The sequence below is a fragment of the Bradyrhizobium yuanmingense genome (assembly GCF_025200905.1).
GTDB classification, from domain to species: Bacteria; Pseudomonadota; Alphaproteobacteria; order Rhizobiales; family Xanthobacteraceae; genus Bradyrhizobium; species Bradyrhizobium yuanmingense.
The window spans coordinates 1442196-1454506 of sequence record NZ_CP104173.1 but is presented as its reverse complement, the minus strand read 5'-3'; the positions used below and the strand labels follow the sequence as shown (position 1 = coordinate 1454506).

11 protein-coding genes are annotated in these 12311 nt (G+C 61.8%); 3 read left to right on the top strand and 8 right to left on the bottom strand.

Annotated elements, in window-relative coordinates; translation table 11 throughout:
* Window positions 1-76: 76 nt before the first annotated feature.
* The 4 genes from N2605_RS06820 to N2605_RS06805 all read right to left on the bottom strand — a co-directional run bounded on the left by N2605_RS06820 (window position 77) and on the right by N2605_RS06805 (window position 5148).
* Window positions 77-1420 (bottom strand): cytochrome P450, encoded by a 1344-nt coding sequence (locus tag N2605_RS06820; RefSeq protein WP_260346158.1) that lies wholly within the window; start codon window positions 1418-1420, stop codon window positions 77-79.
* Window positions 1420-2265 carry an SDR family oxidoreductase gene (locus N2605_RS06815; protein WP_260346157.1) on the bottom strand — a complete coding sequence of 282 codons (846 nt, stop codon included), beginning with the start codon at window positions 2263-2265 and terminating at the stop codon, window positions 1420-1422. Before N2605_RS06815 ends, N2605_RS06820 begins: the two co-directional genes overlap by 1 nt.
* Window positions 2252-3850, bottom strand: a complete 1599-nt coding sequence (locus N2605_RS06810; RefSeq protein WP_260346156.1) for a cytochrome P450 — start codon at window positions 3848-3850, stop codon at window positions 2252-2254. The genes N2605_RS06815 and N2605_RS06810 overlap by 14 nt, the downstream gene beginning before the upstream one ends.
* 95 nt (window positions 3851-3945) lie before the next feature.
* The gene (locus N2605_RS06805; RefSeq protein ID WP_260346155.1) at window positions 3946-5148 is read right to left on the bottom strand and encodes a cytochrome P450; all 1203 of its coding nucleotides are present in this window, start codon (window positions 5146-5148) and stop codon (window positions 3946-3948) included.
* 386 nt (window positions 5149-5534) lie between these two features.
* Here N2605_RS06805 and N2605_RS36625 point away from each other — a divergent pair, with 386 nt between their 5' ends.
* The 3 genes from N2605_RS36625 to N2605_RS06790 all read left to right on the top strand — a co-directional run bounded on the left by N2605_RS36625 (window position 5535) and on the right by N2605_RS06790 (window position 8969).
* Entirely contained in the window at window positions 5535-5699 is a 165-nt protein-coding gene (locus N2605_RS36625; protein ID WP_260346154.1) for a recombinase family protein, read from the top strand.
* Between the two features lie 754 nt (window positions 5700-6453).
* The gene (locus N2605_RS06795; protein ID WP_260346153.1) at window positions 6454-7083 is read left to right on the top strand and encodes an FMN-binding negative transcriptional regulator; all 630 of its coding nucleotides are present in this window, start codon (window positions 6454-6456) and stop codon (window positions 7081-7083) included.
* A gap of 983 nt (window positions 7084-8066) precedes the next feature.
* Window positions 8067-8969 (top strand): TauD/TfdA dioxygenase family protein, encoded by a 903-nt coding sequence (locus tag N2605_RS06790; RefSeq protein WP_260346152.1) that lies wholly within the window; start codon window positions 8067-8069, stop codon window positions 8967-8969.
* Window positions 8970-9153: 184 nt separating this feature from the next.
* Here N2605_RS06790 and N2605_RS06785 read toward each other — a convergent pair whose 3' ends face one another.
* From N2605_RS06785 to trbF, 4 genes are read right to left on the bottom strand one after another with little or no spacing between them, the layout of a single operon-like run.
* Window positions 9154-9396 (bottom strand): DUF2274 domain-containing protein, encoded by a 243-nt coding sequence (locus N2605_RS06785; protein ID WP_057026419.1) that lies wholly within the window; start codon window positions 9394-9396, stop codon window positions 9154-9156.
* A gap of 4 nt (window positions 9397-9400) precedes the next feature.
* The gene (locus N2605_RS06780; RefSeq protein WP_260346151.1) at window positions 9401-10594 is read right to left on the bottom strand and encodes a TraB/TrbI/VirB10 family type IV secretion system protein; all 1194 of its coding nucleotides are present in this window, start codon (window positions 10592-10594) and stop codon (window positions 9401-9403) included.
* A complete protein-coding gene (trbG, locus tag N2605_RS06775) occupies window positions 10591-11625 on the bottom strand; it encodes a P-type conjugative transfer protein TrbG (RefSeq protein ID WP_260346150.1) in 1035 nt (344 codons plus the stop codon). The genes N2605_RS06780 and trbG overlap by 4 nt, the downstream gene beginning before the upstream one ends.
* On the bottom strand, window positions 11622-12305 hold the full coding sequence (trbF, locus tag N2605_RS06770; protein WP_260346149.1) for a conjugal transfer protein TrbF: 684 nt from the start codon (window positions 12303-12305) through the stop codon (window positions 11622-11624). The genes trbG and trbF overlap by 4 nt, the downstream gene beginning before the upstream one ends.
* Between the last annotated feature and the right edge of the window lie 6 nt (window positions 12306-12311).

Genomic DNA, 12311 nt, shown 5'->3' with positions numbered 1-12311 from the left:
CGTGCGCGCGTGCCGAGTGCAGCATTGCCCCGCGTCGCCGGCGCCGCTGCCTCGCCACAGGAGCATGCGACCCCGCTCAGGAGAATCCGATGCGGATAGTCATGGACGGATGTGCGGTCGGGTAATAGCGCCGGCCTTTTTCGACGCCGCTCAGCAACCGCGGCCGCGCCCCGCGCTCGTGCATGGTCAGTGCCAAGGCGATGCAGAACTGCACCAGTTCCAGCCACGCCAAGTGGTAGCCGATGCATACGTGCGGGCCGGTACCGAATTGCAGCAGGTCCACCGGCCGGATCGGCTCGGAGCGTTGCAGCCACCGCGCCAGGCGAAACTGATCAGGTGCCTCGTGCAGCAGCGCCGAGGTCGAGAAATGCAGCACCGGGATGCACAGATCGGTGCCCGCGGGAATGCGCCGTTGGCCGAGTTGCAATTCACGCACTGCGCGACGCACAAGGAGCGGCGTCGGCGGATGCACGCGCAGGGTCTCGCGGAACAGCGCCTCGGCGACCGGACACTGCGCCAGGTCCGCGTGCCGGGTCGGCACCGCGCCCACGCGTTGCGCCTCCTCGACCAGGGCGTCCCACAGCCCAGGCTGCCGTGCCAGCTCAATCACCATCCAGGCCATCGTCGAGGCGGTGGTGTCGTGACCACCAAGCAGCAGCAATCGGAGATTGGCGACCAGGACGTCATCGGATAGCGCATCGTCGCTGCGATCGAAGGCGCTCACCATGTCGTTGATCAACCCGATGCGCGCGGCACGTTCGCGCGCGTCGCGGACGAACTCGCGCAACCGCGCATCGATCCAGTCGCGGGCGGCGCGGCCGCGCCGCAACGGCAGTCCGGGCAGGTCGACCGGGGGCGCGACGATCAACTGCAGCAGTTGCCGGTACTTGCGATGCCATTTCGGCAGGTCCTGCACGGGGATTCCCACGAGGCTGAAGATGAGCTTAAGCATCAGATCGCCGGTTTCGCGCAGGATGGTTACGTCGCCGCGGTCGCGCCACCTCTGCACCCGCGCCTGGATGATGGGCGCGAACAGCTCGCCGATCCCGGCCCGGGTCAGCCCCATGGGCAGGAGCGCCGGCTGGATTGCATCGCGCGCCTGCCGGTGCGCGGCGCCGTCCTGGGCAACCAACGTTCCGCCAAACAATTCGGGCGCGATCTCTTGGATCAGTGCCGTGGACACGTCCTTGTGCCGGAGCAGTGCGAACGCATCCGGATCCATGCAGGTCATCAGGTGTCCGGCAGGGCCGAAATCCAGCCAGAAGTGGCTGCCCAGGGTCCGTTCCGCGTGCCGCAGCAGGCGCGGCAGGCCGCAGACGATGGCGGGAAGATGCCCGACCAAGGGGAAAGCGCCGGGCACGACCGGGATGTCGTGCCGGAGCCGATGCCGACGGTTCAGCGGGTTGAGCAGCATGTTCATCAGCAGCACGGCGACGCGGCCGCTTGGGCGGTCTCGCCGGTGGGCCGCGCGGCGCGGCTGTTGCCACCGTCGGCGTACGTCGGCACATGCGCCAGCATGCCGCCGTCGATGCACATGACCTGGCCGGTGATGAACGCTGCATCGTCGGAGAGCAGGAACGCCACCAGCGCGGCCACGTCCTCGGGGCGACCGACGCGCGGCAGGAGCTGGTGCCGGCGCAGATGCCGTTGCATGCGCTCGTCCAGCTTGGCGAGGAGACGCTCGGTCATGATGAGACCCGGCGCAACCGCGTTGCAGCGGATCTGCGCATGACCGTACTGGGTGGCGAGCGAGGCCGATAGCATGTTCATCGCCGCCTTCGACGTGGCGTACGACGTCAGCGCGGTGTCACCGCTGAGCCCCTGGCACGACGACATGTTGACGATCGCGCCACCGCCGCGGGCGATCATCCGTGGGATGGCCTGCCGGCAGCAGAGCAACGTCCCGCGCAGATTGGTCGCCATGGTCTGATCCCAGACTGCCAGGTCCAGGTCGAGGATCGCGCGGTCGCGCGGAGTCAGATGCATGGCGCCCGCGTTGTTCACCAGCAGGTCGACCCCACCGAAGTGCCTTTCCGCCGTCTCGAACAGCGCTGCCACCGCCTGCGCCTCCGCGATGTCGGTAGCCAGGGCCAGCGCGTGGCCCGCCTCGGCCGCGATTTGCGCGGTGCAGGCGATGGCCGCCGAGCCATCGATGTCGGCGACCGCCACTCTGCCGCCCTCGCGCGCGATGGCGAGGGCGCATGCCTTGCCGATACCGGCGCCGGCGCCGGTCACCACGGCCACCTTGCCTTCAAACCGTCCCATCGTGTCCTCCTGAATTGCATTGGTCTCTCGCGGCAAGCCGCTGGGCCTCCGCCGGAGAAGGAGCACTGTTGGTGCTGGCGCGCTCGCCATCGCCAGCTTCGCTTTCGATGACCCGAATGGCGGCGACCGGGCACTGGCTCGCTGCGAGCTGCACGGCGGCGTGCAGCGCCTGCGGGACTGTCGCCCCACACACTTCGGCCACGCCGTCTGGTTCTCGCTGGCGAAAGGTGCCCGGTAGCGTCAGCACGCACTGTCCGCTGGTTCCGCACAGATCCTGGTCGACCACGACGCACATCTCAACCCCCGGCGCACGCAGCCGCACCGGCAGCGCGCGGAACGTCCTCAGGAACGCGGAGGGCTCCCGGATCGGCTGCTCGGCCAATGCCAGCGTGGGAAAGCGCGCCTGAAGCCGCGGCAAACTCTCGGCCAACTGCACCCGGGCCAGTTGCGCACCGAGGCAGAAGTGGATGCCGTGGCCGAAGCTCAGCATGATCTTTCCGTCGGTCGACATGCCAGGACTGGTGCCGTAGAACCGCGCGGGATCGAAGCGGTCCGGATCGGCGAAGGCATCAGGGTCGCGATTGCCGGACGCGATCAGCACGCGCACGTCCGCGTTCTTCGGGATCACCACGCCGCCCAATTCGATGTCGCGCTGGGCGATACGCGGAATGGAGCTGAACATGGCGGGCGCATCGCAGCGCAGGACTTCTTCGACGAATGCCTTTACCCCCATGGCGTCTCCCTGCAGCCAGTGCCGCTGTTCGGGATACGCCAGCATCGCCAGGACCGCATGGTCGATGGTCGCAGCAGTGGTGGCGAAGCCACCCAGCAGCATGCCCCACAACATGCTGATCAACTCCGCATCCGACAGCGTGTCGGCATCATCGTCGTTTGCACCGACCAGCATCGACACGATGTCGTGGCGGGGATCGGTGCGCTTGCGCTGTATGAGACCGCCGAAGTAGGCCTTCACTCTGGCACTGGCCACGTCCGCCGCGGCGAGCCGGGCATCGCTGGCGTGCGGGCTCAGGCCTTCCAGAATGGCGCCGATGCCGGCGGCGAGCCCGAACATGTCGTCCTGGGGCATGCCAAACAGTTCGGCGAAGACTAGCATGGGCAATGCCAGCGCGAATTCCCGATGCAGGTCCACGGCCTCCCCGCGCTCCAGCGCGGGCGCCATGACGTCGAGGCGCGCTGCGACGATGCGCGCGATGCTCGGCCGCAGGTTGTCGATCTGGCTCATGTTGAAATCGCGCGAGATCAGCCGGCGCAGACGCGTATGCGCCGGTGGGTCCTTCATCGCTAACGTGGAGGCTAGCAGATTAAGCGACAAGCTGGTCGCCGCATGGGGAAAATAGCGCGCCAGTTCGCCCGGCGCTGGTCCCCGAAACGCATCACCCGTGGCCTTGAGCGCCCAGTAGATATCAGCGTGGCGGCTCAACAGAAATCGGCCCGACGCCGCGCGATGCACCGGATCATGCTCGCGCAACCACCGCATGAACGGATACGGGTCGTTGATCCATGCCCGCGACGCCAGTTCGGCGAAGGCGTCGCGGCATGCTGCCGTGGTTTCTTGCACGTCCATCTTGGTTACCTGTTGGCTGGCTGATCTGACCGGTGCGCCACAGGCGCCCCGGCAAATCGCGGAGGCGATCGCGATTCCTCAGCGGCGTCCGCACATCACCAGAGCACCGGGAACTCCTCGAACCCGCCAGTGATGATCTCTTTGCGCAACTTCAGTTCTTCGGGCGCCATGGCCAGGCGCAGCGCGGGAAAGCGCTGGAAGATCGAACCGAACACCGCCTTGAGTTCCAGTCTGGCGAGCGCCCCGCCGATGCAGGAGTGCGGCCCGTAGGAGAACGCCAGGTGCGGCTTTTCCTCGCGTCCGATGTCGAAGATCTCCGGTTCGTCGAAATAGCGCGGGTCGAACGACGTTGCCGGCAAGCCGACGAGCACTTTGCTCTCCGCGGGAATATGAACGCCCGCGATGGTCACGTCGGTCTTCGGATAGCGCATGATGCCGTCCCAGCCCGCCCCCGGCGGGTACATGCGCAGGATTTCCTCCACCGCCTTATCCACCAGGGATGGATCGCCGACCAGGCGTTCGCGCTGTTGCGGATGACGGAACATGGCCAGCAGGCCGAATTCGATTTGAGCGACGGTGCTCTCGTGCCCCGCCACCAGCATGCCCGCCGCTAGGCCGATCGCTTCTTCTTCGGTCGCCTCGCGATGGTCGACCGCCGCGAGCAGATCCGTCAGCAAATTGTCGCCCGGATCCTGGCGTTTGTCCCGCATCTTGCAGCGGATGTAGGCGCGTAGTTCGTCCCAGGCCAGGCGCGACGCGCTGCGCGGGCCGCTTTCGTGCTGGTGCGTCATCACCTCGTCGGACAGCCGGGCGAAAAAGGCGTGATCCTCGTAGAGCACGCCCATCAGCGCGCTGATGACCATGGCCGGAAGCGGAAAGGAGAGGTGGCGCCGCAAGTCGGCGGGCTGGCGCTGCGCCGCCAGGTTCTCGAACAACTGCGCAGCGACCGCCTCGACATGCTGCGCCAGCAGCTTCACCCTGCGGCTGCTGAAGGCCGGCGCCACCAGCGTGCGCAACCGGACATGCTTGTCCCCCTCGTGCGAGACCAGCCACCCCGGCGAACCGAGAATCACCGAATCCGGGGTGAACGCCTTCGGCGGCATTCCCGCCGGCCGGAACGCCGCGTCCGACAGCACCGCCTTGGCCTCCTCGTAGCCTGTCACCCACCAACCCTCGTGCCCGGACGGGAAACGCACCCGGTGGATCGGACCGTTGGCGCGTAGCGCCAACATCTCGGGAGACGGCTCAATGTGATCGACGCGCCACATCGGGAGTGTCGGCAGAGGTTGTTCGGACACAGTGGCACTACACTCTCTAAGGGGAAGGTGCCCGCGGGCGCTGCGGGCAGCGACTTCCCGTGCGCTTGCATTCACTTCTGTTCGTCGATGATAATCGGCGGGGAAGGCGACCGAATCCTAGGGCCTCAAGTTGGCTTTAGCCACCTACCGACTCTTGTAGTTGCCCCTAAGCTAAACGCCTGGTGACGCAAAGATATGCGAAGAACTCTGTCGTGACGCACTACCATCGGAAAGCTAATTCCGATGGGCATCCGCCTATGTGGGTTGGCTACAGGCACGTATCACCGCACTTAGACCGCCCGAAAACGGACTTGCAACGCAATGCGCTGCTCGCGCCGGCGTTGATCCGCGGCACCTCTTCGAGGATCACGCCTCGAACGCGAAGGATGACCACACCGGCTTGGCGCGGGCGCTCGCTGTCGCACCTGCTCGCGATCGTGACTTCGCTCAAGCACAATCAGGTGGCGTTCTGCTCCCTGACCGAAAGCCTGGACACCACGACGCGCTCGGGCGAATTCCTGTTCCAGGTGCGGCGCGCACGCGCAGTATGAGCACGCTTTGATCCAGGAGCGTGTTGCAAGCCACTTGCGCACGTTCGCGCTGCCATCTCGCGAAGCACGTTGTCGTCGATCAAATACGCGGTCACGGAATCCGGCGGGGCGCACCCTCGCCCGCCTCAGCTTCGCTGATCGAACCCAACGTCCGCTAGCTTTGCCAGCGCCCGATTCAGACCGAGGGGGACAGGGACTCTCGCTTAGGATAAGCCTTGGCGTATTGGATCGCGGTGTCAACCTGATCGCGCGTCAGCGATGGAAAATTGTCGACGATCTCCCCGGCCACCACGGGCGATGGCGGCCACTATGTAGAGGGGAAATGTTGCTGCTTTAATGATGGTTTCGTTGCGATCACCTCCGACCTGTACGCATCGGCGTAGTTCTTCGAAACGAAGAAAGACGATTTTGAGGTGGGCGTCGATCTTGCCTCGATTCAAGGACTAGTTCGTAGACGCGTCTCGGTGCTCGTCGAAGGAGACCTGCCGGATCGCTTCACACAGGCGAGGCCGGGTGAGATCTCTAGAGGTTTATGAATGCCTAGCTCGGCCCAACGAGAACAGCTACGGAAACACCAACCCAACAGCAGCTCGACGGATTGAAGCGGCTGAGTGAAATCGTTAAGTCCCAGATAACCCCGAAATCGTCACGTCAAAAGAGGAAGCGGAGCACCTCCACGGGAACGACTGAAACTGGCAGTTTTCTAGCCTGTTGACTTGGGTTTATCTCAACGACTGCCAGCGGAGACCCTTTCATGTACATACCGCTCCACTTTCGAGACGACGACATCGAGAACATTCGAGCAACAATCCGCTGCGCCCGATTGGCTAATTTGGTCACAGCGACATCAGATGGGCCACTTGCGACGCCTCTTCCGCTCTTCCTCGATGAGAGCGAAGGCGAACACGGCGCGCTATACGGGCATTTGGCAAAAGGTAATCCGCAATGGCGCACGGCCCCGATCGGAGAAGCTCTGGCGATCTTTACTGGCGCAGAGGCTTATGTAACGCCATCCTGGTATCCCAGCAAGCGACAAGCTGAACAGGTGGTGCCGACATGGAATTACATCGCGGTCCACGCGCAGGGGCCGATTGAGTTCTTCGAGGACTCCACTCGCCTGCTTGAGATTGTGACGCGTCTGACGAATATCCATGAGGCGTCTCGTGCGACGCCCTGGGCCGTCAGCGATGCTCCCGCGGGTTTCATCGCCGCCCAGTTGCGTGAAATCGTCGGCGTGCGCATCCCCATCACGAGGATCGAAGGCAAACGGAAGATGAGCCAAAACCGCCCCGTGCCTGATCGCATTGGTGTCGCCACCGGCCTAGCGGCGAGCAAACTGGCACGGGACCAGGAAGTTGCATCGCTTATCTTGGCTCAGGACTGAGACGATAATGTTCATGACCCGCCAACAGCGCCGCTCGACAAGAGCGATCTTACATCAGCTTCACAGACTCTAGCGATCTGCTATCAATTACCTCGCGAAAATTCACGAACGGAACAGTCAGCTCCGGCTTGCCGCACTGAGTAGACACTTGTCCGTATTCCGACAGAAGTACAATCTCGTGTCCGGTCCAGTACAACGCGTAGTAAGCGTTGAGACTTTCGAAAGCCCCTTCGGCTTTGTGGCTTTCCCGGCGCCGCCTGGGGTGGCCATTGCTTAAAACAAATCGATCCAGAAACAGAGCCAGAAAAGCAGCTATACTCACGCTCCCAAAACTCCATCTCGCCCTGGAAGAACGGTCCGCCCGTTCAGGTCACTAACGCACGCTGCCCCCCTGACAACTCTGTTCGGACATATCCACTACCATCACCCCAGACATGTAGAACAGCAAATACCTATTACCGCACGATGACGTGCCCCAGGTTTACGCATGAAATCCGCCATTGAATTCGCCTGGAATGGCACACTACTCGATGAGGCAAATGCGGTCTTGTCAATGTTATTTTGAGCGGCCTCAGCCGCGCGACCATCGATATGCAGGTTTCGAGAGGAGTTTGAGCTCCCCTTCTCCATTCTTTCCGCAATTTGGATATGTCGAAAAAATGAAATCGAGCTCGTGCACGGCAAGGACGGCGCCATTTTTTCACGACACGTGCCTTTTTTTTCCAACGCAGTTGAGTTATTACAAAAGCATAACTGAAGATGCCGTTGGCGCTCTCCTGCTGTCCACTTCGCCATTCGACATTCGAAGGGATGAGCTCGGTGATCGAGTTATTTGTCACGCGACCCAGCCACTGGCTCAGTTTGAGGACTCGCGCCAAATGCTATCATGGAGGACATGTTCGTCTTTCGCTTGGCACGATGCTTGCTGAAGATCATTTCGCTTCAAGGGGCGAGGAAGAACTGCGAGGGCCTGGAAAAGCAGGATGAGCACAAATGTGATCGGCGGCGTCGCGAGCACCGATGTTATGAAACGTGCAGCGCGCATCGGTGCCGAAGTCAAAAATATCAAGCTATCGGGCGATCTACCGGACCACGCGATCGCCGCGATCAACAGCTTATTGCTCGAGCACAAGGTGATCTTCTTCCGCAATCAAGGACATCTCAATGACGCCGAGCAGGAGCGCTTTGCCGCTCGTCTCGGAAAGCTAGTGCCACATCCGATGCTCGGTGCTGCCAAGGGGACGGCGTCGCTCCTCGAACTGGACTCCACTCGCGGCGGCGGTCGGGCCGACGTTTGGCATGCGGATGGAACCTTCGCCGACGCATATCCCAAGATTTTAGTCCTGCGAGCCGTTGTAATGCCAACGTTCGGAGGCGACACCGTGTGGTCGAACACAGCTGCCGCTTATCTTGATTTGCCGCCGCCGCTACAACGGCTTGCCGAGGGCCTGTGGGCCGTTCACAGCAACGTCTTCGATTACGCCGGCATCGCGCGTGTCCGTGAGGTCGACAAGAAACACTTTGACGAGGTGTTCACCAAAACAGTTTTTGAGACCGAGCATCCCGTCGTACGCGTCCATCCCGAAACAGGCGAGCGGACGCTAGTGCTCGGCGCCTTGGTGAAGCAGTTTGTTGGGATCGCCAAATACGACGGACAAAAGCTGTTCGATCTGCTCCAGTCTCACATCACAGCGCCCGAAAATACTGTGCGCTGGAACTGGTTAGAGGGGGATATTGCGATATGGGATAACCGCGCAACGCAGCATTACGCGGTCAACGATTACGGGGACCAGCATCGGGTCGTACGTCGGGCCACGATCGAGGGTGACGTGCCTGTCAGCGTCCACGGCCGGAGCAGTGTAACGCGCCTGAAGGTGACCGAATAACTGCATGTCGACGCTCAGTGCTCTGTCTGAAAACCGAGAAAACCTGGGAATCGGAGTTGTTTCGGGCAAACGCGGCAAGACACTTTCCGACACGATATCTCAGCTCTTAAGCCAACGCGGCACCGCCTAGCTTGATGCAGACACCTATTTAGCGTCGACAACAGTCTCGAGGAAACTTTGAGCATCACTGTCCTTCGCCAGTGGCCGCTACGTGGCCTTGACGTTTCAGCTTAGAAAATCCTCGATCCGTCGCCATAAAGCGCGACAACATGGGGGCGATGAGTTTAGTCGGATCGACCACTTGCCCCCCCTGACGCGTAAGCGCTTCTGCATATGCAATGAGGTCACGGTGGACCGCCGCAGGGAGCTCCGTACTCACTTTGACGGGCTTGTCGTCTGGAAGCTCCCCTATTTTTAGTTTTGGCATGTTGTCACCCTCTATACAATGTAAGTATGAGGTCATGATTGACAAGAACACGAACCGGGAAGCCAGGTCGCACGTTAAGCGTGGGCTGGATGCTGAGACTGCGGCGAACCACCTGCTGCCCGGTCTGGTTTAGTGAGTCCGACGCTCCATGTCGCAATGCCTGGATGATTGCGCTGTCGTTGCTGTTGGTGTCCGAGCCGGCACCCAGTTCGGTCCCGATCGCCAGAAACGTCGATAGTGCCGCAGCTTTGAACAGTTCGCCCCAGTGATTGTCCACTTGGTCTTCGAGGCCGGCATACCCAGCGGTGTCAGCGCCAGGCTGCCGTTCGAGAACGATGGAACGTCCATTCGGCATAATCAGCCGTGTCCAGACGAGCAGCACACGAGACTGGCCGAAAGTGACCTGGCTATCGTAGATACCGATCAGACGCGCCCCCTGTGGCACAAGCAGAAAGCGGCCGGTCGGCGTGTCAAAGACATTCTCGGTTACCTGCGCGGTGATTTGACCTGGAAGGTCCGATCGGACCCCGGTGATCAGCGCCCCAGGAATCACTGTTCCAGCCTGCACGATGTAGGGTGAAGCGGGCCTAGTGAGGCGGTCAGGGCTTACAGTGCGACGGTCCACCGAAGCGTTTACGAAGGCAAGCTTGCGGTCCTGACCGTTTTGCGCATATCCATCGTCGCCAGAGTTCGTTGAGTTGGGCGGCACGATGCGGTCGCCTCCAACCGCAGCGCCGGACGGACGCATCTCTCGCCCATTAGTCGAAGCGAACAGACGACTGATGCGGGCTGCTTCGGTCTCTTGATCCTGGCGCTGCTTGTCGGGGTCAGCGCCACTCGTTGGCGACAAACCTTGAGCGGCAAGGATCGGTCGACCCAGGTCGCCGGGAAGCGGCGGACCTAGCTGCGGAACGCCAGCGTAGTCCTTCGGCAGTGTCGTAATGCCATCGGCAACATTGTGGTGATCGGTACTGTAAAGTTCGTCGACCGCCTGATTACGGGAGCGATTGTTTTGCAACGACCACAGCACTGCACCGCCGACGACGAGCAGAGCAACCGCGCTCCCGCCCGCCAGTATCTTCCGCGACAACCTCGTCACGGGCGGATGCTCTGCTCTCAAGCGAAAGCTCCTAGACTGCTCCTCTTGTGTTTGCGGCGGCGCGACTTGGGGCTGGTCGTTCTCGTTCGGCGCAATCATGATGACGGCCTCCCGTCTGTCCTGACAATCCTGACCTTCCGTTGGTGCTCACCGCCGAGCCGGAGTTCGGCAGCAGCAAACAGCCGATCCACGATCAACACGTTGCCGTAGGCGCGGTAGTTGACGAGTTCGGTCTTGCCATCCGGGCCAATGACAAAGAGCGGAGGCATCTCGCCCTGTACGATGCCTTGCGGGAATTCGACATAGACCTTGCGGCCATCATCATATGCGGCGAGCGGCCGCCAAGGAGGATTATCCCCTTCGATAGCGTAGCGGGAGATGCGTTGCGCCGGATCAGGAAGAACGGGTTTCAGAGCGACTGAACGCGACCGTTCGCGCACCGTCTCAGGATAGTACCAGGCAACGGATGGCATGTATGGCCGCTCGCGAGAGCGGAGCTCAATCAAGTAGGTTCGCCGGTCAGTGTTGACCACAAGGTTAGTCTCGATCGAAGCTCGGGTCGGCTTGACTAGGATATGGACGCGCCGTGTGTCGCCGCTCCCGCTTTCGGTGTCACCCACGACCCAGCGTATGGTATCTCCGGCCGCGATCGGCCCTGCCCCCGTCAGTTGCTCTCCTTCCTCTAGCGCGATATCCGTGATCTGCCCCGGCGCGGCGTAAATCTGATACAGCGCTCCGGGACTATAGGCGTAGATTTGCGCCGCGTTGAAATACCCCCGCTTGCGCGGTTCGACTCGGGCTGCGCTGTTTGCGGTCTCAACCCGGCTCACGGGTTCAGCGTCTTCCTTCCCTCCCGACTTGCCGCCAAGAGCCGGCTTCCAGAGCGGTGGAACGTGCAGCGGTCGCGACCTGTCGTCGAGAATTGCTGGAGCCGGCGGCAGCGGCGGGACCTCCGCGTCGTAGCTGATCTCCGGCGGAATGTAGGTCGCGCACCCGCCGAGCGCGAAGGAAGCAAGCAAGAGAGCAAACAAGACTGCTCGCTTCGCGGTCGAAAATTCGGGCGGAGTCGGACTGATCCTGCTGTACGGTACCGGATGCTTCGAATGAACGTCAGACGGCGTCTTGGTCACTGACTCAACTCCTTTGACCAGTTGATGGCGCGAACGTAGACGCCAAGGGGATTCTTGCGCAGGCGTTCGGCATCGCGCGGTGTCTCGATCACGATCGCGACAATTGCAGTCCAGCGCTCGGTCGAGCTCAACGAGCCGTTTTCGTAGACGCGCTGGGTCCACGCGACGCGAAAGCTTTCCGACGAGGCGCGAATGACGCTCGAGACGTCCACGGAGATTTGCACCTTACCCAGCTTGGCAAATGGATCATTGTTGCGCGCGTAGTCATTGAGCGCAGCGGCGCCGCGATCGGTCGTAAAATCATAAGCCCGGAGCCAGTTTTGGCGCAGAACTATGCTATCGGCGGGCAAGCCTCTGACATCCTCGATAAAGCGCGCGAGATGGTAGGCGATCTGCGCATCATTGGGTTGATAATTGATGTTGGCCGGCGCAACCCTTTGAGCCTGACCAAGATGGTCGACTTCGACCACCCAAGGCGTGATCGATCCTTGATTTGAATGCCAGACAAGTCCACCAGTGAGACCGGCTGAAAGCATCAAGCAGCCGAACGCCATCAGGCGCCAGTTCTTGGCCTGCGCGCGGGCCGATCCAATGCGTTCGTCCCAAACCTGCGCTGCCTTTTGGTAAGGTGTGATCGGCTCGGGCATGCGCCCGTAATGAACGGAAGGTCGTTTGAACATCGATAA

Coding starts and splice junctions, on each gene's coding strand:
- N2605_RS06820 (WP_260346158.1), bottom strand. CDS start 1,420: ATGAACATGCTGCTCAACCCGCTGAACCGTCGGCATCGGCTCCGGCAC.
- N2605_RS06815 (WP_260346157.1), bottom strand. CDS start 2,265: ATGGGACGGTTTGAAGGCAAGGTGGCCGTGGTGACCGGCGCCGGCGCC.
- N2605_RS06810 (WP_260346156.1), bottom strand. CDS start 3,850: ATGGACGTGCAAGAAACCACGGCAGCATGCCGCGACGCCTTCGCCGAA.
- N2605_RS36625 (WP_260346154.1), top strand. CDS start 5,535: ATGACCACACCGGCTTGGCGCGGGCGCTCGCTGTCGCACCTGCTCGCG.
- N2605_RS06795 (WP_260346153.1), top strand. CDS start 6,454: ATGTACATACCGCTCCACTTTCGAGACGACGACATCGAGAACATTCGA.
- N2605_RS06790 (WP_260346152.1), top strand. CDS start 8,067: ATGAGCACAAATGTGATCGGCGGCGTCGCGAGCACCGATGTTATGAAA.
- N2605_RS06785 (WP_057026419.1), bottom strand. CDS start 9,396: ATGCCAAAACTAAAAATAGGGGAGCTTCCAGACGACAAGCCCGTCAAA.
- N2605_RS06780 (WP_260346151.1), bottom strand. CDS start 10,594: ATGATTGCGCCGAACGAGAACGACCAGCCCCAAGTCGCGCCGCCGCAA.
- trbF (WP_260346149.1), bottom strand. CDS start 12,305: ATGTTCAAACGACCTTCCGTTCATTACGGGCGCATGCCCGAGCCGATC.